This is a genomic window from Rhodoblastus sphagnicola (assembly GCF_002937075.1).
In the GTDB taxonomy this organism is placed as follows: Bacteria; Pseudomonadota; Alphaproteobacteria; order Rhizobiales; family Beijerinckiaceae; genus Rhodoblastus; species Rhodoblastus sphagnicola.
In genome coordinates this window covers 99284-124981 of sequence record NZ_NHSJ01000082.1, presented here as the reverse complement: position 1 = coordinate 124981, position 25698 = coordinate 99284, and the positions used below count along the sequence as shown (strand labels likewise).

28 protein-coding genes are annotated in these 25698 nt (G+C 64.4%); 11 read left to right on the top strand and 17 right to left on the bottom strand.

All coding sequences use genetic code 11. The features are described 5' to 3' along the window. Positions 1 to 107: 107 nt before the first annotated feature. The 5 genes from CCR94_RS13375 to CCR94_RS13355 all read left to right on the top strand — a co-directional run bounded on the left by CCR94_RS13375 (position 108) and on the right by CCR94_RS13355 (position 3161). A complete protein-coding gene (locus CCR94_RS13375; RefSeq protein WP_425332333.1) occupies positions 108 to 845 on the top strand; it encodes a Crp/Fnr family transcriptional regulator in 738 nt (245 codons plus the stop codon). Between the two features lie 54 nt (positions 846 to 899). Further along, positions 900 to 1568, top strand: coding sequence for an AzlC family ABC transporter permease (locus tag CCR94_RS13370; protein ID WP_146089994.1), 669 nt, complete (start codon positions 900 to 902; stop codon positions 1566 to 1568). Beyond that, entirely contained in the window at positions 1565 to 1906 is a 342-nt protein-coding gene (locus tag CCR94_RS13365; protein WP_104508337.1) for an AzlD domain-containing protein, read from the top strand. The genes CCR94_RS13370 and CCR94_RS13365 overlap by 4 nt, the downstream gene beginning before the upstream one ends. Positions 1907 to 1990: 84 nt before the next feature. After that, the gene (locus tag CCR94_RS13360; RefSeq protein WP_104508336.1) at positions 1991 to 2203 is read left to right on the top strand and encodes a hypothetical protein; all 213 of its coding nucleotides are present in this window, start codon (positions 1991 to 1993) and stop codon (positions 2201 to 2203) included. A 262-nt stretch (positions 2204 to 2465) separates the two neighbouring features. Next, positions 2466 to 3161: an outer membrane protein gene (locus tag CCR94_RS13355; RefSeq protein ID WP_104508335.1), complete on the top strand. Its 696-nt coding sequence runs from the start codon at positions 2466 to 2468 to the stop codon at positions 3159 to 3161. An 82-nt stretch (positions 3162 to 3243) separates the two neighbouring features. On the opposite strand, the gene CCR94_RS13350 is transcribed toward CCR94_RS13355, so the two are convergent. After that, positions 3244 to 3807, bottom strand: coding sequence for a nitroreductase family protein (locus tag CCR94_RS13350; protein ID WP_104508334.1), 564 nt, complete (start codon positions 3805 to 3807; stop codon positions 3244 to 3246). A gap of 93 nt (positions 3808 to 3900) precedes the next feature. On the opposite strand from CCR94_RS13350, the gene CCR94_RS13345 reads away from it, so the two are divergent. Beyond that, positions 3901 to 4785: a hypothetical protein gene (locus CCR94_RS13345; protein WP_104508333.1), complete on the top strand. Its 885-nt coding sequence runs from the start codon at positions 3901 to 3903 to the stop codon at positions 4783 to 4785. Positions 4786 to 5001: 216 nt separating this feature from the next. After that, complete coding sequence (locus CCR94_RS13340) at positions 5002 to 5304, top strand: c-type cytochrome (protein WP_104508332.1); 303 nt, start codon at positions 5002 to 5004, stop codon at positions 5302 to 5304. A gap of 31 nt (positions 5305 to 5335) precedes the next feature. Here the strand turns inward: CCR94_RS13340 and CCR94_RS13335 are convergent, their stop codons facing one another. From CCR94_RS13335 to CCR94_RS13325, 3 genes are all read right to left on the bottom strand, one after another. Beyond that, entirely contained in the window at positions 5336 to 6700 is a 1365-nt protein-coding gene (locus CCR94_RS13335; protein WP_206605835.1) for an HD-GYP domain-containing protein, read from the bottom strand. A gap of 370 nt (positions 6701 to 7070) precedes the next feature. Beyond that, positions 7071 to 8114, bottom strand: a complete 1044-nt coding sequence (locus tag CCR94_RS13330; RefSeq protein ID WP_104508331.1) for an aldo/keto reductase — start codon at positions 8112 to 8114, stop codon at positions 7071 to 7073. After that, positions 8111 to 8671, bottom strand: a complete 561-nt coding sequence (locus CCR94_RS13325) for a nucleoside 2-deoxyribosyltransferase (RefSeq protein WP_158254755.1) — start codon at positions 8669 to 8671, stop codon at positions 8111 to 8113. The genes CCR94_RS13330 and CCR94_RS13325 overlap by 4 nt, the downstream gene beginning before the upstream one ends. A 122-nt stretch (positions 8672 to 8793) precedes the next feature. Here CCR94_RS13325 and CCR94_RS13320 point away from each other — a divergent pair, with 122 nt between their 5' ends. Then, positions 8794 to 10461: a methyl-accepting chemotaxis protein gene (locus CCR94_RS13320; RefSeq protein ID WP_104508329.1), complete on the top strand. Its 1668-nt coding sequence runs from the start codon at positions 8794 to 8796 to the stop codon at positions 10459 to 10461. Positions 10462 to 10582: 121 nt separating this feature from the next. After that, positions 10583 to 11551, top strand: a complete 969-nt coding sequence (locus CCR94_RS13315; RefSeq protein ID WP_104508328.1) for a quinone oxidoreductase family protein — start codon at positions 10583 to 10585, stop codon at positions 11549 to 11551. A 159-nt stretch (positions 11552 to 11710) separates the two neighbouring features. Here the strand turns inward: CCR94_RS13315 and rimO are convergent, their stop codons facing one another. The 9 genes from rimO to CCR94_RS13270 form a co-directional block, all read right to left on the bottom strand. Further along, positions 11711 to 13033, bottom strand: a complete 1323-nt coding sequence (rimO, locus tag CCR94_RS13310) for a 30S ribosomal protein S12 methylthiotransferase RimO (protein WP_104508327.1) — start codon at positions 13031 to 13033, stop codon at positions 11711 to 11713. 86 nt (positions 13034 to 13119) lie between these two features. After that, positions 13120 to 13770 (bottom strand): outer membrane protein, encoded by a 651-nt coding sequence (locus CCR94_RS13305; RefSeq protein ID WP_104508326.1) that lies wholly within the window; start codon positions 13768 to 13770, stop codon positions 13120 to 13122. 262 nt (positions 13771 to 14032) lie between these two features. Continuing rightward, positions 14033 to 14677: an outer membrane protein gene (locus CCR94_RS13300; protein ID WP_210302325.1), complete on the bottom strand. Its 645-nt coding sequence runs from the start codon at positions 14675 to 14677 to the stop codon at positions 14033 to 14035. 227 nt (positions 14678 to 14904) lie between these two features. Continuing rightward, entirely contained in the window at positions 14905 to 15600 is a 696-nt protein-coding gene (locus CCR94_RS13295; RefSeq protein ID WP_104508325.1) for an outer membrane protein, read from the bottom strand. Between the two features lie 671 nt (positions 15601 to 16271). Then, complete coding sequence (locus CCR94_RS13290) at positions 16272 to 16757, bottom strand: NUDIX hydrolase (protein ID WP_244594060.1); 486 nt, start codon at positions 16755 to 16757, stop codon at positions 16272 to 16274. Then, positions 16754 to 17755, bottom strand: coding sequence for an inorganic phosphate transporter (locus CCR94_RS13285; protein WP_104508324.1), 1002 nt, complete (start codon positions 17753 to 17755; stop codon positions 16754 to 16756). Before CCR94_RS13285 ends, CCR94_RS13290 begins: the two co-directional genes overlap by 4 nt. A gap of 4 nt (positions 17756 to 17759) precedes the next feature. Next, positions 17760 to 18404 (bottom strand): DUF47 domain-containing protein, encoded by a 645-nt coding sequence (locus CCR94_RS13280; protein ID WP_104508323.1) that lies wholly within the window; start codon positions 18402 to 18404, stop codon positions 17760 to 17762. A gap of 127 nt (positions 18405 to 18531) precedes the next feature. Further along, positions 18532 to 20076: a proline--tRNA ligase gene (gene proS, locus CCR94_RS13275; protein WP_104508322.1), complete on the bottom strand. Its 1545-nt coding sequence runs from the start codon at positions 20074 to 20076 to the stop codon at positions 18532 to 18534. Positions 20077 to 20185: 109 nt separating this feature from the next. Further along, complete coding sequence (locus CCR94_RS13270; protein WP_104508321.1) at positions 20186 to 20365, bottom strand: hypothetical protein; 180 nt, start codon at positions 20363 to 20365, stop codon at positions 20186 to 20188. Positions 20366 to 20614: 249 nt separating this feature from the next. On the opposite strand from CCR94_RS13270, the gene CCR94_RS13265 reads away from it, so the two are divergent. Next, positions 20615 to 21037 (top strand): anthrone oxygenase family protein, encoded by a 423-nt coding sequence (locus tag CCR94_RS13265; RefSeq protein ID WP_158254754.1) that lies wholly within the window; start codon positions 20615 to 20617, stop codon positions 21035 to 21037. A 186-nt stretch (positions 21038 to 21223) separates the two neighbouring features. After that, on the top strand, positions 21224 to 22090 hold the full coding sequence (locus CCR94_RS13260) for an ADP-polyphosphate phosphotransferase (protein ID WP_104508319.1): 867 nt from the start codon (positions 21224 to 21226) through the stop codon (positions 22088 to 22090). A gap of 253 nt (positions 22091 to 22343) precedes the next feature. Here CCR94_RS13260 and CCR94_RS13255 read toward each other — a convergent pair whose 3' ends face one another. The 4 genes from CCR94_RS13255 to CCR94_RS13235 form a co-directional block, all read right to left on the bottom strand. Further along, entirely contained in the window at positions 22344 to 22730 is a 387-nt protein-coding gene (locus CCR94_RS13255; RefSeq protein WP_104508318.1) for a hypothetical protein, read from the bottom strand. Between the two features lie 87 nt (positions 22731 to 22817). Then, the gene (locus CCR94_RS13250; RefSeq protein WP_210302328.1) at positions 22818 to 24188 is read right to left on the bottom strand and encodes an ATP-binding protein; all 1371 of its coding nucleotides are present in this window, start codon (positions 24186 to 24188) and stop codon (positions 22818 to 22820) included. 207 nt (positions 24189 to 24395) lie between these two features. Further along, positions 24396 to 25085: a response regulator transcription factor gene (locus tag CCR94_RS13240; protein WP_104508316.1), complete on the bottom strand. Its 690-nt coding sequence runs from the start codon at positions 25083 to 25085 to the stop codon at positions 24396 to 24398. 12 nt (positions 25086 to 25097) lie between these two features. Then, entirely contained in the window at positions 25098 to 25607 is a 510-nt protein-coding gene (locus tag CCR94_RS13235) for a PepSY domain-containing protein (protein WP_170068947.1), read from the bottom strand. Between the last annotated feature and the right edge of the window lie 91 nt (positions 25608 to 25698).

The following is a 25698-nucleotide window of genomic DNA, read 5'->3' as shown; positions in this document are numbered from 1 at the left end:
CTTTACCCACGCGGAAAGGCGCGGGTGCGGCGTCGGGGCGGTTGAGTTGGGAGCGCGGCTTGGAAAGTCTGGTCGAAAAGGCCCTTGTGGAGACGGTGTTCGGGCGTATCGAAGCCAACACCCGCCTCGTTCCCTGTGGCGCGCACAAGGCCGCGCAGAGTCCCGGCCTGGACTGTTGCGACTGTGAAATCAAGGACCAGAGCGTCTGTTGCGCGCTCGACCCCGACGAATTGGACGCGCTGGAGCGGATCGGCCGCAGCCAGGGCTATCCCGCCAAGAGCACGATTTTCGAACAGGGCCGCGAGGCCGGCTTCGTCTATAATCTCACCGCCGGCGCGCTGCGGCTGTCGAAACTGCTGCCCGACGGGCGCCGTCAGGTCGTCGGCTTCGCCATGCCCGGCGATTTCCTCGGCCTCGATTTCGAACCCAACCACAGCTACACCGCCGACGCCCTGACGCCGGCCAAGCTCTGTCAGTTCTCGCGCGTGGGTTTCAGCGACATGCTCGACGACAAGCCGCGCCTGTTGCGCCGGCTGATGGCCATGGCCTCGCACGAACTGGCGCTGGCGCAGGAGCAGATGGTGGTGCTCGGCCGCCGCACCGCCGAAGAAAAGATCGCCGCCTTCCTGGTCGGCATGCGCAAGCGTTACGCGCGCATCCACGGCCCGTCCGTCCATGTGCCGCTGCCGATGACCCGGCTCGACATCGGCGATTATCTCGGCCTGACGGTCGAGACGGTGAGCCGGATGATGACCCGCATGGCGCGGGAAAAGACCATTGTCATCGTGCCCGACGGCGTGCGTCTGCTCGACGTGCCGCGCCTGGAGCGGCTTGCGGAAGTCTGAAATTTGTTTGCGCCGGATGAGAGACGCTGGTTTTTCGCCGGCGCGCGAACGGCTTTGACCGGCCCCGCCTTCTATGTCGCGCTGTCGCTGATGAGCACCGGCGCGCTCGCCCGCGCCGCCGATCTTCCGCCTGAAGCCGCCATGCTGGCCACCGCGCTGATCTGGGCCGGGCCGGGGCAAGTGCTGTTCTTCGGCGCGCTGGCGGCGAAAACCGCGCCGGCGGCGATCGCCTTCGCCGTCAGCCTGTCGTCGGTGCGGCTGCTGCCCATGTGCCTGTCCGTACTGCCCATGTTGCGCGCGGAAAAAACGCGGCGGACCACGCTGCTGCTGGCCGCCCATTTCATCGCGGTCACCGTCTGGACAGAATCGCTGCGCCGCCTGCCCGACATGGCGAAGGAACGGCGCCTGCCGTTCTTCTTCGGCTTCGCCCTCACCTGCGTCGGCCTGACCACGCTCACCAGCGGTCTCGGCTATTGGCTGACCGCCGCCCTGCCGGCTCCGCTCGCGGGCGGCCTGATGACGCTGTCGCCGTTCTACTTCCTCGCCGCCACGGCGCGGGCGGCGCGCGACGGTTCGGACTGGATCGCCATCGGCGCCGGCCTGGCGCTGGCGCCGCTGACCCAGGCTTTTGTCGGCGGCGGCTTCGACCTGCTGGTCTTGGCCGTGGTGGGCGGCGGCGGCGCCTGGCTCGCCAGTTTTTACGCGCGCAGGGTTGTGGCGTGAGCTTCGATCCAGCCCTCCATCCCTATCTCGCGGTCATTGTGTTGGGATTCCTGCCCAGCGAGGTCTGGCGCTGGCTGTCCGTGGTGATCGCCCACAAGATCGATGAGCAATCCGAACTGTTTCGGTTGGTGCGCTGCATCGCCACCGCCTTGCTGGTCGGCGTGGTGCTGAAGATCGTGGCCACGCCGCCGCGCGAACTCGCCGCCGTCCCGCTCTTGGCGCGCGGCGGCGCGTTCGCGTTCGCGGCGACGGCGTTTTTCGCCTTTCGCCGCTCCGTCTTCGCCGCCATATTCGCTGGCGAGGCCGCGATCGTGTTCGCCGCCTGGTGGTGGGGCTGACGACGGGGCAAAGCGCGTGTAGGTTGTGAGGCGAGGGGTTTTCATCGCCCGATATTTTTCGCGATTATTTGGAGGAGCGACCCGATGCGTATCCTGTTCGCCGCCAGTCTGGCCTGCGCCCTTGGCGCGTTTTTTGGCGCGCCCGCCGGCTTTGCCCTGCCTGTGGCGCACGGTCTGTCGGCGCCAGCCCCGCTCGTTCAGGCGAAGGGCAAGGCCAAGCCGAAAGCCGCCCGCGCCAAGGGCGGCAAATGCGCTGCGGGCGCGATCTGTCCGCTGGTCGGCGGCGGCGATTACTAATTACCAAGGAAGACAGCGTCATCAGCCGCGCTCAAGGCAACGTGCGGAGGCCGCGACGGCGGCGTTTTCCGCACGATTGAAGCTGGCGCAAAAGAATCCTTTTGGAACAGCACTCTACGCAGCCGAATGGTTTGGTTCCCAGAGGCGGAGCCTGTTTTTGTGTTATCTATGCAACGCCTCGACAATCTTTCTGTCAGCGGCTTGATCATTGCCGCTTATGGATGCACCTTGACGCTTGTAGTTGCACTTGGAGATTTCGAAAATGCGTGGTCTTCTTCTTTCGACCGCCGCCCTCGCGTCGATGGCTTGCTCCGCGCTGGCGGCCGATCTGCCCTCGACCAAGGCCGCCCCGGTCTATGTCGCCCCCGCCCCTGTTTTCACCTGGACCGGCTTCTACGTCGGTATCGAAGGCGGCGCGGCCTTCATCAACAACAGCATTCGCGACACCACCGGCGCCAAGGCCGACAACAACCCGACCGCCGGCCTGATCGGCGGCGTGGTCGGCTATAACTACGAATTGCCGAACAAGTTCGTGCTCGGCCTCGAAGGCGACGCCGGCGGCGTGCTCGGCGCCAAGCAGACCAAGAACAACGCTGGCGTTCCTTTCTATAACGACCACTCCTACTTCGCCGACGTTCGCGGCCGCGTGGGTTACGCCATCATCGATCGCGCCCTGCTCTACGTCGCGGGCGGCGTGGCCTTCGGCGACGTCAAGACCGGCTGGACCGGCGGCCCGTCCTACACCGACGACCGCGTGGGCTACACCATCGGCGCCGGCGTCGATTACGCCTTCACCAACAACCTGATCGGCCGCGTCGAATATCGCTACACCGATCTCGGCCGCGCCTGGAGCGGCAGTGTCGGCCTGCGCACCGAAACGGACTCCAACGCCGTTCTCGTCGGCCTGCTCTACAAGTTCAGCGGAGCGGACTACGCTCCGGTCGTCGCCAAGTACTGATCGCTGCGACCAAGTACGGATCGCTGCGACAGCGCTCATCATCGACCCGGCCCGCAAGGGCCGGGTTTTTCTTTTTCGCCCCTCAAAAATAGCTCGTCAACGCCGCCATGTCGGGCCGGGGCCGATCCTCGATCTCGCTCTCGACGCGGCCGATATGGATATAGCCGGCGATCTTCTCGTGGTCTTCGAGCCCGAGGCGGGTGAGGAAGGCGCGGTCGTAAGCGATCCATTCGGTCAGCCATGCCGTGCGGAAACCGAGGGCGACCGCAGCGACGGTCAGGGCCATGCAAACCGCGCCCGCCGACAGTTCCTGCTCCCACAGCGGGATTTTTACGTGCGGAACGGCGCGCGACACCACCGCGATCACCAATGGGGCGCGCGAAAAACGGGCGCGCTCAGACGCCTGCCGGTCCTCGCCGGCTTCCGGCTCCTTCGCGTGAAAAATTTCGGCGCAAAGCGCGCCAGCGCGGTCGCGGGCCTCGCCCTCGAACACGATGAAGCGCCAGGGCGCGAGCTTGCCATGATCGGGCACGCGCGCGGCGAGCGCGAGCATGTGTTCGATCTCGTCGCGGGTCGGCGCCGGCCCCTTCATGATTGGCGGCGGCGCGGAGCGGCGTCTGGCGAGCAGGTTCAGCGTGTCGTTCATGGCGTTTCCTCGATTTGCGCCAAAACATTGGCCGTAAAAATGTCGCTTTGTAAACCGATGTGGAAAAGCCATTGTGCGGAGATGAGAAGCCCCATGAGTTTTTGTCGCGCCGCGCCGCTGATCCGCCTGTTGGCGATCTGCCTGTCAGCGAGCGCGCCCGCCTTCGCTGGCGCGACCGTCAGCCTGAGCGCCGTCTACGCGCCCGCCGATTCGCAGCCGATCCGCGCGGGCCTCGCCTGGCGGGTGTTTTCCGCGCGCGCCGACGCCGACGGCTCTTTTCCCCTGGTGGCCGAGTCCAACGAACCCAATCCGGTGATGTCGCTGGACGACGGCGACTATATCGTCCACGCCGCCTGCGGCCTCGCCGGCGCCGCCAAACAGATTTCCGTGGGCGCCGCGCCGCTGTCGCAAAAGCTGGTGATGAACGCAGGCGGACTAAGACTGAGCGGCCTGCTCGGCGACGCGACCATTGCGCCCGCCAAGCTAGTCATCCAGGTCTATCTGCCCTCGTCGAGCGATCCGGAAGCCAAACTGATCCTGCCTAATCTGAAGGCCGGCGAATCCGTCTGCCTGCCGGAGGGCAATTATCATGTTGTGTCAAAACTGATGGATGCGTTCGGCGGCGGCGCCAGCGCCACCAATTCCGTCATTTACGCCGACCTGCGCGTGCTCCCGGGCAAGCTGACCACCGGCGAGTTGCGGCACCGCGCCGCCACCATGACGTTAAAGCTCGTGAACGCGGCCGGCGGCGAGGCGCTCGCCAACACCGCCTTCTCCGTGCTGACGCCCGGCGGCGACGTCATCCGCGAAATGATCGGCGCCTTTCCCTCGCTGGTGCTGGCTGAGGGCGAATATGTCGCCATCGCCCGCCACGAGAACAAGACCTATCAGGCCACCTTCAAGGTCGAGTCCGGCCAGGACCGCGATGTGGAAGTTCTGGCGCGGCAGCCGGAGCCGGAAGGCGACGCCAAGCCTTGATCCCAGAGCATTTTCACGTTTCGTGGAAACATGAAAATGCTCTGGGTTCTTGTTTTAACGCATTTTCTTCACGCGAACCGGTGTCCGCTTCGCTTGAAAATGCTTTAGCGCCCGGCCGGGCCAGGTGTTTTTTTGCGCTGCGACAAGCGCGGGGAGATAAATTTGCGCTATGGTCGCGGGTGGCGCTTCGATCCGCGCCGATGAGGGATTTCGACCATGACCATGGCGCGCGCAACCCTTGCAGCCTTATTCCTTCTCTCGGCGACCCCGGTTTTGGCGGGCGACATCGCGCAAGGCAAGAAAATCGCCCAGCGCTGGTGCGCCGCTTGCCATGTCGTCGCCATGGACCAGACACAGGCGAGCGCCGATGTCCCGACGTTTTGCGACATCGCGCAACGCAAGAGTGGCGAGCAGTTAAAACTCTTCCTGATCGATCCGCACCCGAAAATGCCCGACATGAGCCTGACGCGCGAGGAGATCGCCGACATCGTCGCCTATATCGAATCGCTGAAGCCGTGAGCTTTCGCCGCGCGCCTTCGCGCGCTTTTCCTTAATCCCGGTATCGATCGGCGACCGCCTTGATCTTGTCGTCAATGGCGAGGAAGGCGTCGACGACGTCCGGATCGAAATGGCGTCCCCGCCCATCGACGATGATGGCGACGGCTTGGTCGTGACCGAACGCCTTCTTGTAGACCCGTTCGCTGATCAGGGCGTCGTAGACGTCGGCCAAGGCCATCAAGCGCGCCGACACCGGAATGTCGGCGCCCGACAGCCCACGCGGATAGCCGCCGCCGTCCCATCTTTCGTGATGATTGAGGGCGATTTCCTGAACGCAGGCCAGAAATTCGACTTTCATCCCAAGTTGGTTCTGCGCCGTCTCGATCGCCTGATGGCCGATCGTCGTGTGAGTCTTCATGATCTCGAACTCTTCCGGTTCGAGCCGTCCGGGCTTGCGCAGAATATGATCGGGAATGCCGACCTTGCCGATATCGTGCAAAGGCGCGGATTTGAACAGCATCTCGATTTGCTTCTCGCTGAGCGCGTGCGCAAATCCGGGATGGCTTTTCAGTTTCCTCGCCAGTTCGCGCACGTAGTGCTGGGTGCGGCGGACATGATTGCCCGTTTCGTTGTCGCGCGTTTCCACCAGAGCGGCCAAGGTCAGGATCGCGGCGTCCTGGCTGGTCGTCAAATCGTTGGTGCGCTTACGCACTTCGTATTCGAGTATGGAATTCTGGTTGCTGAGCGCGAACTGGGCCGCCCTTAGGGTATCTTGTACAACAAAGTCCTTGCGTAATACGTATTCGCGCCACCATCCGATGCCGGCCGCCAGCATGAACAGCGTTATGACATGATAGGAAAAATATACAAAACTCAACGTTGTTTCAGTAGAATCGGCGAACATGGTCGCTTCAAAGGCAAACAGAATGAAGCCGCCGGCCGCCAGCGCGAAATTGAATTGTATGCCAAGAATAAGGAAGCAGTATATTTGCATGAAGACGAAATTCAGAATGCCGACCCACGACTTCAGGCCCATGCCGCCCTGGCGATCGATTTCGAGCAGGATGGCGAACAGGCTGGCGCCAACCAGGGCGATGAAAATCGCCATCACCAACTGCCAACGCATGCGCGCATATTGCGTGAACGAGAAACCCAACCCGGCGCCGAGGATCGGCAGGCAGACGCTGAGTCTCAGGTCGTTGCCCGCGTTGCTCGGAAATGCAAGGCAATCGGCGGTGAAATCGCCGACAATCAGGATTGCGCCGACCAACAGGCTCGCCTGCGCGTAGCGGTAATAAAATTTGTTGTAGAATTTTCGGAACCTCTGCTCGTGGTCGTGATCCGGGAACGACAGCAAGAGCCTGAGCGGCAGGCGGGCGAAATAGCTGGGGTCGGCGTTGCGGAGCGTGTCTTCCATGCCAAAATCCGGCGCGGAAGCATCGAAATCAAAAAGAGACGAGCGGTCATTCATCGCCGGGGCCGCCTGTGTTGAATGAGACCTGACGAATGGATCGGCGCCAACGCGACGCGCCCGCCGCAACCAAAGCGAGGCGTGTGGATATTTTTGGTTGGGTCAGCATGCAATGGATCTGGTTTCGGGTGCGACCCAAATCTGGGCATCACAACCCTAGATTGAACAGCTTACGAATTGATTGCGTCACCGCCGGGCGCCGATCCCCTCGCGCGCGGCGGCCAAGCGGGCGAACCCGCGCTCCATCCGAATGAATCCGGCTTCACTCAAGCGTCTTGCTATCTCGGCGCTTGGCGTTCGTCCCGCCCGCGCCCCGTCACGGCGACGGATTGCCGCGCAACTGGTGAATGGCGTCGATCCCGCGCAAAACCTCCGGAGGCAGGTCGCGCGGCGCGTCGAGGATGATTTTCAGTTGCTCCAGATTGGTCGCGCCGATGATGTTGGCGGTGACGAAGGGGCGCGAGGTGACGAACGCAAGCGCCAGATGCACGGGATGCAGGCCGAATTCCTTGGCCAGGGCCAGATAATCCTCGATCGCCGCGTCCACGCCCGGTTTTTCGTAGCGCTGGCCGCGATCGAACAAAGTGCTGCGCGCGCCGGGCGGGCGGGCGCCGTGGAGATATTTGCCGGTGAGAAAACCCTGCGCCAGCGGCGAATAGGCCAGCAGTCCGACCTGTTCGCGGAAGGCGAATTCGGCGAGGCCGATCTCGAACTGGCGGTTGAGCAGATGATAGGCGTTCTGGATCGAAACCGGGCGCGGCCCGACGCCGGCCTCGGCGACGCGCAAGAATTGCGAGACGCCCCAGGGGGTCTCGTTGGACAGGCCGAACTGGCGAATTTTGCCCTGCGCGACCAACTCTTGCAGGGCGCTCGCGGTTTCCTCGAACAACACGCCGTCGGGGCCGCCGCGATCCTCATAGGCGTTGGACAGGCCGTCGAACAGGACCAGCGGCCGGTCGGGCCAATGCAACTGATAGAGATCGATGTAATCGGTTCCAAGCCGCTTCAGCGAGCCTTCGACGGCGTGAAAAATGTTTTTGCGGTCGAGCCGCGCCTCCTGGCCATTGCGGAACCACGGCATGGTCGTGCGTCCCACCACCTTGCTGGCGAGGACGATTTTTTCGCGGTTTTTTCTCTCGCGAAACCATTCGCCGATAATGGTTTCCGTGGCGCCATAGGTCTCCGCGCGCGGCGGGATGGAATAGAGCTCGGCGGTGTCGAAGAAGTTCACGCCATGGGCGACGGCGTAATCCATCTGCGCAAAGGCGTCGGCGCGGTCGGTCTGCTGGCCATAGGTCATGGTGCCCAGGCAGATTTCCGAAACTTTTATGCCGGCGCGGCCGAGCGAGCGTGTCTTCATTTCAAAGTCCCAAACTTCAGGAGAGCCTTGCGCAGGCAGGCGGTGAACAGGGTGAGATCGCCGAGCGGCAGTTTCGTTTCCGCGCGCAGCACGGTCTGGCCCGAGGCTTTCAGCGCGCAATCCAGCATGAGATTGTCGGCATTGCCGAATTTCTCGATTTCAAAACCGTGGGCGTCGCACCAGCCGCCCTGCGGGGTGGGATGCGCCCCCAACGATTCGGCCACGCGGTCGAACAGGTCGGCGGGATCGTTGCTGTAGGCGAACGCCGGCTTGCCCAGCGCCGCGACATAGCCCAGTTCGAACGCCGCGCCAGGGTCGGCGCCGAGGCCGCGAAACGGCGAGAGGTTGAAGATGGCGGCGTCGGCCTGCCCGATCAGGGCCAGATTGGCGGCGTAGATGCGTTGGTCGCGCCCCGCGCCCTCAGGCGTTTCAGTGTCGAGCGGGTACAGGCCGACAAAGCCGAATTCCTGGCAGAGCGACTTCTTGCGCAAGCCGACATCCACGGCGTCGGGAAGGAAAACTTCGGGACCGGCGAGATAGATTTTCCTTCCGTTCACACACACCCCCATTCGCCTATCTATATTATAGGAAGATACCGCCGCGCCTCAAGCCCGGCGCAAGCTTCGCCGCTTAAAAGTTTTCAGGCGTATCGCTCCGACCGCCGTCCACGGACCCGGCCATGAAGCTCACGATAAGAGCGCAATTGCGCTTGATGACAATCGGTTTTTTCACCGTCATGATTCTGGCGTTCGCAGGGATCTGGCTCAGCGTGAACATGTTTCGCGAGGTTCAGGACGCAGGCGCCCACACGGCCTCCCTCGCCGACAAGGCGCAGGACGCCGCCGGCATAGGCGCGCGGCTTTACCGCATCATCGCCGACGCGGAGATCAATCACGATCTCGCCGCCACACGCAAGTCCTGGAGCGAGGCGCTGGCCGCCGAACAGGCCCTGGTCGCGGATTTGCGAACCATGCTGCTCGCCCCGGCCGAGCGCGAGGCCCTGAGCGCCGGCGCCGCCGAAATCGAACGGCTGGTCGGGATCTTCACCGGCGAGATGATGCCGAAGCTCGAAGCTCATGAAGATCTGAACGCGGACATCAGGGCTCTCGACGGCAAGATCGATGAAATCGTCACGGCCATCATCAAGCCCTTCTCCGGCTTGCGCGACAACCTGTTGCGCGGCTCGCGGGAGGCCGACGAAGCCTTCGACCGCCTGACCGACCTGTTCCGCTCGATCTCGCTTGCGGTCATGACGCTGCTCCTGCTGGCGACGGCCGGTTTCAGCCTGCTGGTCAGCCGCAACATCACCTCCGGCGCCGCCGCCCTCGACGGATCGATGCGGAGGATCGCGACCGGCGAACTCGGCGCGGAGACCGCCGGCCTCGGCCGCCCCGATGAGTTCGGGGACATGGCGCGGACGCTGGAGACAATGCGGGGCGCGCTGGCGCAAAGCGAAAGCCTCAAGGCGGAGAGCCTCGCGCGCGACCGCGCCGACCGCGACGCCCTGAGCCGGCGCGAGGGATTGGCGAAGGATTTCGTCGCGCGGATGCTGCGGATGGCGGCGGGATTCGTCACCGCGTCGCAATCAGTGGCGGACTCGGCGGAAACGCTTTCCGCGACCGCCCGGAAAACCTCGCAGGAGCTGAGCGCCGTCGTCGGCGCCGCCCGCCAGGCCGCCGAGAGCGTTGACGCCGCCGCGCAGTCTTCCGAATCCATGGCGCAGGCCGCGCGCGACATCAGCGCCCATGTCTCGCATTCGGCGACGGTCGCCGACGGCGCCTTCAACGAGGCGACGGCCTCCAACGAGAAAATCGCGGGCCTCGCCGGCGCGGCGGAGGCGATCGCCGAGGTCGTGTCGCTGATCCGGGGCATCGCCGACCAGACCAACATGCTGGCCCTGAACGCCACCATCGAGGCGGCCCGCGCCGGGGAGACCGGTAAGGGCTTCGCCGTCGTGGCCAACGAGGTCAAGGACCTCGCCAGCCAGACCAGCCGGGCGACGGAAGCCATAACCGCGAAAGTGGCGAGCATCCAGTCCGCCTCCGACTCCGCCGTGGCTTCCATCGGCGCCATAGCCAATGTCATGGGCGACGTGAAATCCGTGGCCCAAACCATCGCCGGCGCGGTCGAGGAGCAGCGCGCCGCGACGCAGGACATCGCCGCCAGCTGCCGCTCGGCCGCCGAGGGCGCCGCGCGCGTCACCCAGTCGATGGACGGGGTCAAGGCCGCCGCCGAACAGACCGAAAGCTCCTCAAGCGGCTTGCGCGCATTGTCCGGGACATTGTCCGAACAGGCCGCCGATCTGCGCGGTTCGGTCGAGTCCTTTGTCCGCGATTTCGCCGCCTGACGCGGTTGCCGCGGGATCGCTTCGCGATCCGCGCAAACAAGACGCAAGGACGCGCTTGCGCCCGCGTGGGATTGCCCGCCGCGCGCGCCGCGCCTAATCTTGGCCAAAAGGAGACGCGACAATGGTCAAGGCGATCCGCATTCATCAAACCGGCGGCCCGGAAGTCCTGCGCTATGAGGACGTTGACCTGCCGGCGCCCGGCCCCGGCGAGGCGCAAATCCGCCAGCACGCCGTGGGCGTGAATTTCATTGACGTCTATTACCGCACCGGCCTCTATCCCACGCCCACGCCGTTCACGCCCGGCAACGAGGGCGCCGGCGAGGTTTTGGCCGTCGGTCCGGGCGTCGAGGGTTTCAAACCCGGTGACCGCGTCGCCTATGCCGGCACGCTCGGCGCCTATGCCCAGGCGCGCAACATTGATGCCAAATTTCTGGCGCATCTGCCGGCGGAGATTTCCTACGAGACCGGCGCCGCCATGATGCTCAAGGGGCTGACGGCCGAATATCTGCTGTTCCGCTCTTATAAAGTGCAATCGGGCGATGCGATTCTCGTCCATGCGGCGGCGGGTGGGGTCGGGTTGATCCTGTGCCAGTGGGCGAAGAAACTCGGGGCCTTCGTGATCGGCACGGTGGGGAGCGCGGACAAGGCGAAACTGGCGCGGGAGGCCGGGGCCGACGCGACCATCCTCTATCGCGACGAGGATTTTTCCGCGCGGGTGCGGGAGATCACCGGCGGCCAGCTTTGTCACGCGGTTTACGATGGCGTCGGCAAGGACACGTTTCCGGGCTCGCTGGACTGCCTGCGGCCGTTTGGGACTTTTGTCAGTTTTGGTAATGCGTCCGGGCCGGTCCCGCCGTTCAATCTCGGCCTGTTGTCGCCGAAAGCCCTGTTCGTCACGCGCCCCTCGCTGTTCGCCTTCATCGCCGACGCGGCGCGCCTGCGCGAAATGGCGGCGCGGCTGTTCGAGGCCGTGGCGTCCGGCGCGGTGAAGATCCCGGTCCACGCCACGCGGCCGCTGGCCGAGGCGGCGGAGGTCCATCGCGCGCTGGAGGGACGCGCCACCACCGGCGCGACCGTGATGATTCCGTGAGGACTTGGCGGCGCGCCCCCTCACCCGTCTCCCGCAAGGGGAGAAGGTGGGCGGCGGCGTGATCGAGTTCAATCATAAAGCGAAACGCTGCGGAGGCGAATCCTTCTCCCCTCGCGGGAGAAGGTGGCGCGAAGCGCCGGATGAGGGGGCCTCGCGCGCTTACACCACCGCGCCGTGCAGGTCATAGGCTTCGGCGCGGTCGATCTTGACCGTGACGATGTCGCCGACGCGCAGGGGGCGGCGAGCGCTGAGGAAAACCTTGCCGTCGATTTCGGGCGCATCGGCCTTGGTGCGCCCTTCCCCGCCGCCGGGAAAGACCTTGTCGATGAGGACAGGTAGGCGCTTGCCGACTTTTTCCCGCTGGCGCCGCGCCGAAATCTTTTGCTGGCGCTCCATGAAGCGCTTCCAGCGGCTCTGCTTGACCTCTTCGGCAACCTGCGGCAGGCCGAGGGCGTTGGCGGGGGCGCCGGCGACCGGCTCGTATTTGAAGGCGCCGACGCGGTCCAGTTTGGCTTCGTCGAGCCAGTCGAGCAGAAGTTCGAAATCCTGCTCGGTTTCGCCGGGGAAGCCGACGATGAAGGTCGAGCGCAGCGTCAGGTCGGGGCAGACCTCGCGCCACGCCTTGATGCGGTCCAGCACTTTTTCGACATTGCCCGGCCGCTTCATCGCGCGCAGCACATTGGGCGCGGCGTGCTGGAAGGGAATATCCAGGTAAGGCAGGATCTTGCCCTCCGCCATCAGCGGAATCACCTCGTCCACATGGGGATAGGGATAGACGTAGTGCAGGCGGGTCCACACGCCGAATTCGCCCAACTCCCTGGCCAGATCGAAGAATCTTGCGCGCACGTCGCGGTTTTGGAATTGGCTTGAGGCGTAGCGCAGGTCCTGCCCGTAGGCGGAGGTGTCCTGCGACACGACCAGAAGCTCCTTCACGCCGGCTTTCACCAGCTTTTCGGCTTCGCGCAAAACCTCGGCCGCCGGGCGCGAGACGAGGTCGCCGCGCAGTTTCGGGATGATGCAGAAGGTGCAGGCGTTGGCGCAGCCTTCGGAAATCTTCAGATAGGCGTAATGGCGCGGCGTGAGCTTTATGCCCTGCTCCGGCAGCAGATCGACAAAGGGATTCGTGACGGGCGGGGCGGCGCGATGCACCGCCGCCATCACGCTCTCGTAATCCTGCGGGCCGGTGATGGCGGATATATTGGGGTAGGCGTCGAGAATCGGGCCGGGATCGGCGCCCATGCAGCCGGTGACGATCACCTTGCCGTTTTCGCGCAGGGCCTCGCCGATGGCGGCGAGCGATTCGGCCTTGGCGCTGTCGAGGAAACCGCAGGTGTTGACGATCACGGCGTCGGCGCCGGCGTGCGCGCGCGAGATCGCATAGCCCTCGGCGCGCAGGCGGGTGAGGATGCGCTCCGAATCGACCAGGGCCTTGGGGCAGCCCAGCGAGACGAAGGATATGCGCGGTGTGTTTGGCTCGGTCATGCCGGGGGTTTAAAGCGCCAACGGCAAAAAGCAAAGCGCGGCCGGAGCGCTGCTCCAACCACGCCGATCTCGCGCCGAGGCGCGGGCTATTTTCCCAGGAACGGCAAGCTGTCCGAACCGAACTTGTAAATCAGGCCGACCAGCAGGGCGTTTGACGTCTGGGCGAAGGGAACGCCAAGGACGCCGGAGGATTTTCCGAGATCGGTGTAACGATATTCAGCGCGGGCGACGAATTCCTTGACGAAGGCCCAGTCCACGCCGGCGCCGACGGTGTAGCCGACCCGGTCGGAGCCGACCGTTCTGTTGCTCACATCGCCGAAAGCGACGCCGCCGGCGGCGAAGACGAGCACATTGGGCGCCGCGATATAACCGAGGCGACCGCGAATGTCGGCGTAATAGCTGGAATCGGCCGTGCCGTAGGATTTGGCCTGGCGAGCGCCGAGGATGGCCCCGCCATTGGCCTCGACGCCGAGGAGAAGATTGTTGGGCAGGACGTAATTGTAGCCGCCAAGCGCGCCGGCGAGGCCGGGGTCGCGGTCGAAGGTGTAAGTCGCCCTGGGCGCATATGCCTTCGTGTCCAGCCAGTCCACGCCGCCTTCGAAGCCCAGGTAGAAGCCGGTCCAGGTGAAGGCCGGCTCCGGCGCCGCCGGCGCCGACTTGGCGGAAGGCAGATCGCCAGCGAGCGCCGAGCCGGTCAGAGCGGCGAAAACAAGGGGGAAAAGCGGAAAACGACTCATGAGAAAGACCCGACGTTGAGGATTGGCTCGGAGGATTGGCTCGGGTTAATATAATACTTATACGATAGAATTTAACAACTTAAGAATCGCCGCCACGCCGCATTGAGCCGGCCTGTTGCGCAAATACGACAGGTGGAGACTCCGCCGCCCGGAGAACGCCGGCGCGGGACGCCAAATGCAAAACGCGGCCGGAACAGGGTTCCGACCGCGCTCACGATTCTCATGGCGCCGGGACGACCCGGCGCCATGCCATTGATGGTTCTCAGTACTTGGCGACGACCGGGGCTTCCGGCGCGCCGAACTTGTAGAGCAGGCCAACCAGCACCGCGTTGGAGTCCTGCTTCACGCGGACGCCGGCGATGTTGGCCTTGTCGAAATCGGTGTAGCGATATTCGATGCGGCCGATCAGGTTGTTGGTGCAGGCGTAGTCCAGGCCGGCGCCGATGGTGTAGCCGATGCGGTCGTCGGTCGTGCCGGCATACTTCACATCGCCGAAGGCGACGCCGCCAGCGACGTACAGCAGGGCGCGATCAACGACCGTGTAGCCGACGCGGCCGCGGACGTTGGCGTAATAGTTGGAATCAACCTTGACGCCATTGACGGTCTTGTCGGAACCGAGCACGCCGCCGGCGTCGCCTTCGAGGCCGAGCACGAACTTGTTGCCCAGATCGTAGTTGTAGCCGACCACGCCGCCGACCAAGCCGCCGGTGCGGTCATAGGAGACGCTGTTGCGGGCCTTGGTGTTCAGGAAGTCGGCGCCGCCTTCGATACCAGCGTAGAAGCCGGTCCAGGAGAAGGTCGAGACCGGCACGAAGGCCGGAGCGGACTTGCGGGACGGCAGGTCGGACGCGAAAGCGGAACCGGTCATGGCGACGGCGGCGACGGTGGCGAGCAGAATTTTGCGCATTGATATTGCCTCGTTTTTTTTCACAATGGTGAGCCTGAGTGACAAAATCGCGGCGCAAAGGCAATAGTCGAGTTTACGCCACGGCGCCTTTCCGAGAGGCTGTTGCTATTTCGCAACGCAATTGCAGGCGCAAAAAAAACGCATCCGGAACTCGCGTTCCGGATGCGTTCGCGGAGAAGATGCGCCGGGCGAGCCCGGCGCAAACGATCTCAGGACGTCAAGCGATCTCAGTACTTGGCGACGACCGGAGCGTAGTCCGGCGAGCCGAACTTGTAGAGCAGGCCGACGAGAACGGCGTTGGAGTCCGTTTGGGTGCGCAGGCCGACATTGCCGGTCCAGGCGCGGCCGAGATCGGTGTAGCGATATTCGACGCGGCCGATCAGGTTGCTGGTGAAGGCGTAATCGACGCCGGCGCCGACGGTGTAGCCCACGCGGTCGTCGGTGTAGGACGGGCCGCCGGTCCAGCCGGTCTTGACGTCGCCGAAGGCCACGCCGCCCGCGACGTACAGCAGGGCGCGATCGATGAAGGCGTAACCCACGCGGCCGCGAACGTCGGCGTAGTAGGAGCGGTCGTTATAGAAAGGAACGCCAGAGTTGTTCTTGGTCTGCTTGGCGCCGAGCACGCCGCCGGCGTTGCCTTCGAGGCCGAGCACGAACTTGTTCGGGAATTCGTAGTTATAGCCGACCACGCCGCCGATCAGGCCGGCGGTCGGGTTGTTGTCGGCCTTGGCGCCGGTGGTGTCGCGGACGCTGTTGTTGATGAAGTCCGCGCCGCCTTCGATACCGACGTAGAAGCCGGTCCAGGAGAAGGCGGAAACCGGGGCGATATAGGCCGGGGCGGCCTTGCGGGACGGCAGGTCGGCGGCGAGGGCCGAACCGGTCAGCGCCACGAGGGCGACGGTGGACAGCAGAATGTTACGCATGATTGCCTCTTGTCTTGGTTTGCGAAACGCCCCGGCAACATGTCCCGTGAGAGCCTTTGTCGCAACTCTAAAAGTCGCGGGAAGAGGTATTCACTGGACCCTTGTGGCCATTGGGCAACAATTTTGGGCTTCGCCCGGGTGAAATGCGGCTGGATTGCGGCGCCAACAAGGCATCTATGACAATTCAGCCACAAGATCGTGGTTTTTACTTGGTCCTTCTCGGAGACGTCGCGCGATAGGCGCGCGGCTCCATTTCGATTCGACGCTGGACTCGATTTTTTGATCGAACTCAATCCAGCAATTGCATTGTCCGGGCGTGACGCTGGGTCACACCGTCCCTCCCGCCAAGTCACAGTTAATGCGGGAAAGGTTTCGCCATCCTTACCAGAATGGTTGGCATTCGACCGTCGTGGTTAAGCGCGCGTTACCGCGCCGGGCGGCGATCGCGCCGGGGGCATGGAGCATCCCCGCTTCACTTGAATCGGGAATACTCTTGAGTTCCTTCGGAACCGCATGATCTTTTCCAAAAACCGGTGTCCACTTTTTGGGATCATGCTTCAGGGCGACGCAGCGCAACACCTGAATCGATGGCGACTCAAGGCGATCGGGTTCAGCATAGGATTGCGGCGGATGGCGGCGCCAACATTGGAGCGTTTATTTCGCTTCGTCGCCTAAGCGCGCCGCGAATCGGCGAACCGCGCGATCAAGGCGCCGAGTTCGGGATCGGACACGTTCGCGGCCGCTTCCTCCGCGCCAAACCAGCGGGTCTCGCGCTCGCCCTTCTCCGGCCAGTCCCGACGCTGGCGGATCACGCGCAGGGGGAACACATCGACCTCGCAGGCGGCGGATCTCCCGCGCGAAAACGTCTTGGCATAGGTGAAACGGCCGAACGGGGTCTCGTCGATGACGCCGAGCAGGCCCGCTTCCTCCAGCGCCTCGATGGCCGCCGCGCCAAAGGCGGCGCGGCCCGCCATCGGCCAGCCCTTGGGAATGATCCAGCGCCGGGTTTGCCGCGATGACACCAGCATGATTTCGAGACGATCGGTCAAGCGCCAGGGCAGAGCCGCGACTTGGCGCGCGATCCCTTCGCCGGACTTCTTGTTCGGCTTGATCGGCTTGATCGACTTGACCGGCTTGATCGACTTGACCGGCTTCATGTGAACACCCCCGCCAGCCAATAGACGAGCGCCGCCGTCAGGCCCGACGCCGGCAGGGTGAGCACCCAGGCGACGACAATGCTTTGCGCCACGCTCCAGCGCACGGCCGAGGTGCGCTTGACAGCGCCGATGCCGACAATGGCGCCGGTGATCGTATGCGTGGTGGAAACCGGCACGCCGAGCGCCGTCGCGGTGAACAAGGTGAGGGCGGCGCCCGTTTCCGCGCAAAATCCCGGCATGGGCGTGATTCGGGTGATCTTCGATCCCATGGTGTGGACGATGCGCCATCCGCCCAACAGCGTGCCGAGCGCCATCGCGCTCTGGCAGCACAGCACGACCCAGAAGGGCACGGCGAATTCCTGGCCGCTCAGGCCGTGCGCATAGAGCAGCACGGCGATGACGCCCATGGTCTTCTGCGCGTCATTGCCGCCGTGACCGAGCGAGTTGAGCGAGGCCGAGAAGAATTGCAGCACGCGAAATGTCGAATCGACGGCCACGGGCGTGCGGCGCGCGCAGATCCAGGACACCAGGAGAATCAGAAAGGACGCCAGGAAGAAGCCGGTGAGCGGCGAAAGCACGATGGCCGCGACCGTCTTGCTCAAGCCCGCCCAGACCACGGCGCCGGTCCCGGCCTTGGCCACGCCGGCGCCGACAAGGCCGCCGATCAGCGCATGCGACGACGAGGAGGGAATGCCGACCAGCCAGGTCAGCACGTTCCAGACGATCGCGCCCGAGAGCGCGGCGAAGATCAAATGATCGTCCACGAACCGCTGGTCGACGATGCCGCTGCCGACCGTGTGCGCGACATGGAGGCCGAAGAAGAAGAAGGCGATGAAGTTGAAGAAGGCGGCCCAGGCCACCGCATAGCGCGGGCTCAGCACCCGCGTCGAGACAATGGTGGAGATGGAGTTCGCCGCGTCGTGCAGGCCGTTCAGGAAGTCGAACAGCAGGGCGACGACGATCAGCGCGACCAGGGCATAAGTGACGCCGGCCATCATGGCCTCACAAATGTTCGAGCAGGATTCCGCTCATTCGGTTGGCCACGTCTTCAAAGCTGTCCACGACCTTTTCCAGATGCGAATAAATCTCCGCGCCGACAATATAGGCCATGACGTCCTTGTCCCGATTGGCCTGGAACAGCTCCTTCAGGCCCGCGAGATAGAGGATGTCCGCCTGGTCCTCAAGCTTGACGACCCGCTCGTTGGCGGCGTTGATTTTCGCGGAATTGGCGTTGATGGCGCGCAGCAGCGGCAGCGTGTCCTGGACGATTTTCGCGACCTCGATGATCACATCGCCGATGCGCGCCATATGCGGCGTGAACGCGGTCACGTCGTAAAGCGAGATCGCCTTGACGGTCTGGCGCATCTGGTCCACGGCGTCGTCGAGATCGTTGATGAGTCCGTGAATGTCGCCGCGGTCGAACGGCGTGATGAAACTGCGGCGCAAGGCCAGCAGCACGTCGCGGGCGACATCGTCGGCCTGGTGTTCGTAGGCGGTGATCCGGTCGCACAGGGCGGGAACATCGGCGCCGCCATCGAGCAACTTACGGAAGCACAGCGCCGCCTCCACCGCGATCTTCGCATGGGCCTCGAACAGATCGAAAAACCGATCTTCCTTGGGCATCAGCGCCCTCAACCAGCCCAGCATGGCGCCCCCGCGCAAAGTGACAATTTTACGACCGTTTTATGACAACTCCCTAGGCCGTCATGACAAATTTGTAAACAGCGCCGGCGCCGCACCTAATCCCAATGGCGCCGGAGCTGTTCGCGCGCCGTCAATAGGCGCGCGCAATGATGATGTCCTCGACCGCCGGCCGGCCCGTGAACACGCAGACGCCGGACGCTGGTCCCTGGCCGACGGGAACATTGCGCAGCGTCAGCTTGAGCGCCTTGAGCCGGACTTCGATCGCCTCAAGATCCGCGCCCGATGGCCGCGCCCAGGGCGCGCGCACCCAGCCTCTAAAACCTTGCTGGGCGTCGTCGTCGGTCGCCGCGCCGAAAAAGGCGGCTATGGCGTCGAAGTCTTTGAGGTCGGAGCGGATATTGCCGTCGAGCCGGGCCTTGGCCTCGTCGAACAGGTTTTGCTGGATTTCCGCCAGCAGGCCGGGAGCGTGGCTGAGAAATTTTTCGCGCGCGAAACCCGTGGAAATCACCTTGTCGCCGTCGCGCAGCTTGTCGCGGCGAATCAGCGTCACATTGTCGCCGGCCATGTCGCGCGGGCCGATTTCGAGCAGGATCGGCGCGCCGCGGCGCAGCCAGTCCCAGCGCTTGTTGGCCGAGCGCACCGGCTTTTTGTCGAGATGCGCGCGCACGGGGAGACCGAAAGCTGTGAGTTGGTCGAGCTCGCTTTTGAGCTTCTCGCAATAGGCCAGAAGCTCGGCGTCTTCGGGCTTTTCGCGCAGCATCGGCACGATGACGATTTGTTTGGGGGCGATGCGCGGCGGCAGGCGCAGGCCGTCGTCGTCGCCATGCGTCATGATGACGCCGCCGATCAGGCGGGTGGACACGCCCCAGCTCGTGGTGTGGCAATATTCAAGCTCGCCCGTCGCCGACTGGAACCGGATGTTCTGCGCCTTGGCGAAATTCTGGCCGAGATAATGCGAGGTGCCGGCTTGCAGCGCCTTGCCGTCCTGCATCATGGCTTCGATGGAGAAGGTCGAATCGGCGCCGGGGAAACGCTCGTTCTCCGGCTTCTCGCCGACCATGACCGGCATGGCCAGGATATCTTCGGCCAGCACCCGATAGACTTCGAGCATTTTCAAGGTCTCTTCGAGCGCGTCTTCCTTGGTGGCGTGGGCGGTATGGCCCTCCTGCCACAGGAATTCCGTGGTGCGCAGGAACAGGCGGGTGCGCATTTCCCAGCGCACCACATTGGCCCATTGATTCACCAGGACGGGAAGATCGCGATAGCTGGCGATCCAGCGCCGAAAAGCGTCGCCGATGATGGTTTCCGAGGTCGGGCGCACCACCAGCGGCTCTTCCAGCTCCGAGGTCGGATCGACCACCAGCTTGCCGTCCACCGTTTTCAGGCGATGGTGGGTGACAACAGCCATTTCCTTGGCGAAGCCCTCGACGTGGCTGGCTTCCTGGGCGATGAAGCTCATCGGGATGAACAGCGGGAAGTAGCAGTTCTCGTGTCCGGTTTCCTTGATGCGCTTGTCGAGCGCCTGTTGCACCAGCTCCCAGACGCCCCAGCCCCACGGCTTGATGATCATGCAGCCGCGCACCGGCGAGGTCTCGGCGAGATCGGCCTGATCGACCACCGCCTGATACCATTCGGGGAAGTTTTCTTCGCGGGTGACGGAAAGGGCGCGTTTCATCTTTCGAACCAGTTTTGGGGATGAAATCCCTGTCTGGCTGAAAAACGCGCGCAATGCAACGGCCGCGCCGGCGCGGAGACCGGCGAAGCGACGTGCGGCCCGTTGGACCTTAGCGCCGGCTCTTGCCTGCCGCGACCGGCTTGCAGAACCGCAATTCGCGCGCTTCCACCACGATCGCGCCGGGGCGCAGGGCTTCGGGCGGCATGGCGCCCTTGGCGCCGCTCTCCTGACACCACGCGAAGTGAACGCGCGTCGGGAGACCGCAATAGACGCAACGGGGAAGCGGCATCGTCAACTCCTTGATTCTCGTTGAACGCGCCGGCCGGACTGCTGTTCCGCAGCCCGGCAGGACCAGCGGATGTTAGACTTTCTTCCAAGCATCGATCATGCCAGCATCAAAGCTAACCAATCCTTAATATCGGCCGGGCGCCGCGCGAGGCTTTCGTCTTGTGCGCAAAAGCGCTATGAGCGCTTGAGCGGCGTCCCTAGGCGCCGCGACCAGGACCGCGCCGCTCGACCGGCGCCATTGGAGCCAGAAATGCTCGCCGGACTGATCGCTTTCGCCTTCGCCGCCGCCTTCACCGGCGCCGCTCTCTACATTGCCCTGGTCGAACAGCCGGCGCGGCTGGCGCTGGACGACACCTCCATGATGCGCGAATGGGCGCCGAGCGACCGGCGCGGCTTCGCCCTGCTCGGCGCGCTGGCTGTCGCCGGGGCGCTCGCGGGCCTGGCCGCCTATGGCCGCGTCGGCGACATCCGCTGGCTGCTTGGCGCGCTGATCGTCGCGACGAGCTGGCCCTATTTCTATTTCGTCGTCGTGCCGGTCAACAATCGCCTGCTGTCGCAGAACCAGCCCGAAGCCGATTCGCGCGAACTGGTGCGCGAATGGGGCCTGCTCGAATGGGGCCTGGTCGCCATCGGCCTCGCTTCGAGCGGCGTGTTCGGCTGGATTCTCGCCTGAAGCGCGCGAGGGCGGGCGTGAAATCCCGGCGTCGCTTTTGTATCGGCGGCGTTCTCGAGCATTTTCAAGCGAAGCGGACAAAGGTTCGCGTTAAGAAAATGCGTTAAAACAAAGATCTGAAGCTTTTTCATGTTTCCACGAAACGTGAAAAAGCTCTAAGCGAACCGTCGAGGCGGGGCAACCGACATGAAACCCATCGACACCGACGATTTTCGCGTCAAGCCGGACACGACCGTGGATCTGAAGGCTTGGCCGACGCGGATCGAGCCCTTCCATGCGTCGAAGGAAGACTATCAGGCGCATCTCGCCAATCACATCACGCGGCTGAGCGAGCAGCAGCAAAAGCTCTACGCCACCGACCGCCACGCTTTGCTGCTGATCTTCCAGGCCATGGACGCCGCGGGCAAGGACGGGATGATTCGCCATGTCATGTCCGGGGTCAATCCCCAGGGCTGCGAGGTCACCAGCTTCAAACATCCCGGCGGGGCCGAACTGGGGCACGATTTCCTGTGGCGCGCCTATCGCGCCCTGCCCGAGCGCGGCCGCATCGGCATTTTCAACCGCTCGCATTACGAGGACGTGCTGATCGTGCGCGTGCATCCGGAACTGCTGGCGTCCGAGGGCTTCAATCCCGCCAAGGCCGACGGCGATTTCTGGAAGGAGCGCATGCGTTCGATCCGCGCCTTCGAGCGCCATCTCGGCGCCAACACCATTCATGTGCTGAAATTCTTCCTGCATCTGTCCAAGGACGAGCAGCGCAAGCGCTTCCTCGCCCGCATCGACGAGCCGGAGAAGAACTGGAAATTTTCCCAGGCCGACATGGTCGAGCGCGGCTTCTGGAGCGAATACCAACACGCCTACCAACAGACGCTGAGCGAAACCAGCACCAAGACCGCGCCCTGGTTCATCGTGCCCGCCGACGACAAGCAAAATGCGCGCTTGATCGTCTCGCACATCGTTCTCGACCGGATGGAGCAGCTGAAGCTGTCCTATCCCAAGGTCAGCGCCGAGCGCACAGCCGAGTTGCAGAAGATTCGCGCGGAATTGAAATAGAAAGCGACGCACAGGCCGGTCTGCGAATCCGGGCTGACAGGCGCCGTCATGCCCTCCCCGGACGTGATCCGGGGGATCGCGTCAAGACATGCGCGCCGGAACGTGGCTTCGACGGCGTCGATGACCGGGACAAGCCAAGTCATCGACCCAAGTCATCGACGCCGCAATCAGCGATGTTAACCCGAGTTCGGCGCCCTGATCGCGCAAGCGCGCCTGTCCAAGCGCGCCTATCCTGGCTCCATCCGGCCGCGCTTCAGCCGTTGAGCTTCCAGCTCTCGCCGCTCTTGCAGGCCGTGCCTTTGCCGACATTGGGACGGCCATTGACATAGATGGTGTGCGTGAGGTCGCGGCAATCGCCATTGGCGGCGCCCGGCGCGATATAGCCATAGGCGCCGCTCTCGCCGCGCCAGGTCTTGCGCTCGCCGGAGGCCAGGGCGGCGGCTTCCGCCTTGTTCGCCGCAGTCTTGCTGGCGGCGTCAAGGGCTTGGCCGAGCGATCCGCTGGGGAGGCCGGCATAGGGCGGCGGCGCCGGCGGCGCGGTCGGAGCTGCGACCACGGGCGGCTCCGCCGGAGTCGCATTGCAGGCCGAAAGCGAAATGAGAACGGTCAGCGCGAAACCCGCGCGCGCGACAAAATGCACGACAAAACCTCCTGAAAGCCGGCGCGCCCCAAGACTTCGCCGAAGCCGCAATATAGCCGTGGGCGCGGCGCCGCGAAAGACAAAAAGTCACGCCGCCGCCGGCAGCAGCAGAACCGCGCGCAGACCGCCAAGGGCTGAGTCGCGCAATTCCAGCCGGCCGCCATAGGCTTCGGCCAATTCCTTGACGATGGATAGGCCGAGGCCGGAGCCCGGCTTGCTCTCGTCCAGCCGGCGCCCGCGCCGCAAGGCTTCCGCGCGGCGCTCGGGCGCGAGGCCGGGGCCGTCGTCGTCGATCAGCGCGCGCAGAAACAGGCGTTCGCCGATCGATCCGGCCGGCTCGATGCGGACCTGCACCTCGCCGCGCGCCCATTTGCAGCCATTGTCGATGAGATTGCCGAGCATGTCGTCGAAATCCTGCTTTTCGCCGAGAAAGCGCAGAGAGTCCGGACAATCCACCGACAGGTCGATGCGCGGGTAAATCTTGCCCATGGCGCGCGCCATGGCGCCAAGCGCCGGCGCGGCGGGGGTGGCGACGCCGATGGCGCCGGCGCGGGCGGCCGCGCGGGCGCGGTCGAGATAGAAGGTGACCTGATGGCGCATCACCTGCGTCTGCTCCACCACCTTTTCCGCCAGCGGGGTCGATTCGGCCTCGGCCTCGTTGACGAGCACCGACAGCGGCGTCTTCAGCGCATGGGCGAGATTGCCGACCTGCGTGCGGGCGCGCTCGACGATTTCGCGATTGGTCGCGATCAGGAGGTTCAATTCCGCCGCCAGCGGCGCGATTTCGTCGGGGAATCGCCCAGCGATGCGGTCGGCCTGGCCACGCCGCACCGCCATCACATCGCCGCGCAGCGCCCGCAGCGGGCGCAGGCCGTAGCGCGCCTGGACCGCCATGGCCGCGACCAGCAGCAGAGCGAGCGTGAGGAAGGTGATGCCCAAGGCCAGATCGAATTGCTTGACCTGCGCCTCGACGCTGGCCGTGGTCGCGGCGACCTGGACCAGATAGCGGCCCTGCTCGCCGGCGTCGATGTCGCGCTCCAACATGCGCAGCGACTTGTTCTCCGGTCCCTCGATCTCGCCGCGCTTGCGCCCCTGCGCGTCCAACGCGACCTGTTCGGGAAGATGCGGGAGATAGGAGGCGAACAGCGAGCGCGACGTGCGGATTTCCGGCGGCGCGGTCCCGATTTTGGTGATCTGCCAGTACCAGCCTGACATGGCCAGTTCGAATTGCGGCGCCCCCAACTGGCCGGGCTCGCTGTTGGAATCGTCGCGTTGATTGACGAGATCGGCGACCAGCGCGCTGAGGTAGATGTTCAACTGCTCGTCGAGCGCCACCTGCGCCGTCTGCCGGTACAGCGCCGTCAACGCGAGACCGGCGAGCGTCAGCACCACCAGGCAGGCGAGCGCCGCCGACCAGAACAGCCGCGCCGCGATCGAGCGGGTGAAAATGCCGCGCAAGCTTGCCCCTCTCCGCTCCAAAGCGTTTTCAAGCGAAGCGGAGTCCGGTTCGCGTGAAGAAAACGCGTAAAAACAAAAACGAGAGCACGTTCAGCGAACGCGCTCTCGCGCATATTCCCGAAAAGTGTGCGCGGTTTTCGGAAAAGAATATGCGCAAAACCAAAGAACTAGAGCAAGTTCGGTGAACGAAAGTTCACGGAACGCGCTCTAGCGCCCCGCCGAGTCCGCGGCGCCGGCCACGCTGGCGTCCATCACATAGCCGAGGCCGCGCACGGTATGCAGCACATCGGCGCCGAGTTTCTTGCGCAGCCGGCCGACAAACACTTCAATCGTGTTGGAATCGCGGTCGAAATCCTGATCGTAGAGATGCTCGACGATTTCGGTGCGCGACACCACGCGGCCCATATGATGCATCAGATAGGACAGCAGGCGGAATTCGTGCGAGGTCAGCTTGATGGTCGAGCCATTGACCAGAACACGGCTGGTTCTTGTGTCGAGCCGCACCGGGCCGCACACCAGTTCGTTGGTGGCGTGGCCGGTCGCGCGCCGCAACAGGGCGCGCAGCCGCGCCAACAGTTCCTCCATATGGAAGGGTTTCGCCACGTAATCGTCGGCGCCGGCGTCAAAGCCCTGCACCTTCTCGGTCCAGCCGTCGCGCGCGGTGAGAATCAGCACCGGCGTCGCGCGGCCGGCCTTGCGCCAGGCCGAAAGCACGGAAATGCCGTCGAGCTTGGGCAGGCCGATGTCCAGCACCACCGCGTCATAGGGCTCGGTGTCGCCGAGGAAATGCCCGTCCTCGCCGTCCCTGGCGGAATCGACGGCATAGCCGGCGCCTTCCAGCGCCGCGACGATCTGTCGGTTGAGATCCTTGTCGTCCTCGACCACGAGCAGGCGCACGTATCGTCCCCTTCAATGCAGATGCGATGGCGCGTTGACTTCATGACCGGTCGACGCGTCAAGAAACACATGGACCACCCGTCCGTCCGCGCGCAACAGGCTGATATCATAGACTTCGAGATCGGCCCAGCGGCACAGCTTGCCGCCGAGCGCCTGGGCGCCGGCGAGGTTCGACGCGCGGCGCATCATTTCGAACGGCGGGCGCAGTTGCAATTGCGCCACCCGCGCGCGCGACTCCGCCGGGTTGAAGCATTTGCGCGCGCCGGCGAGTTCGGGCGGCGGCGGCGCCACCGGCTCGCGCGGGGGCGGATCGGGTTCGTGCGGGAGCGGCGGGCCGGCTTCGTGCGGGGCCGGCCCATCGAAGCGCGGCGCGTCGAATCTGGGGCCGCCAAAATGAAAGCCGGGGAAACCGCCGCCGCCAAAGCCGCCGCCGCCAAAATGCTGCGCGCAAGCAGGCCCGCCGGCGAGCGCCAGCAAGCCGCCGAGCAGGATGCCGCACAGGATTGCCCTTCTTCCGCCCATGCGCCACATTGTCTCGGCCAGTCTGAACGCCGCGTGAACCCCGTCGCGATCCAGCGCCCGATCTTGACAACAGCCTATTTCGGTCGCGCTT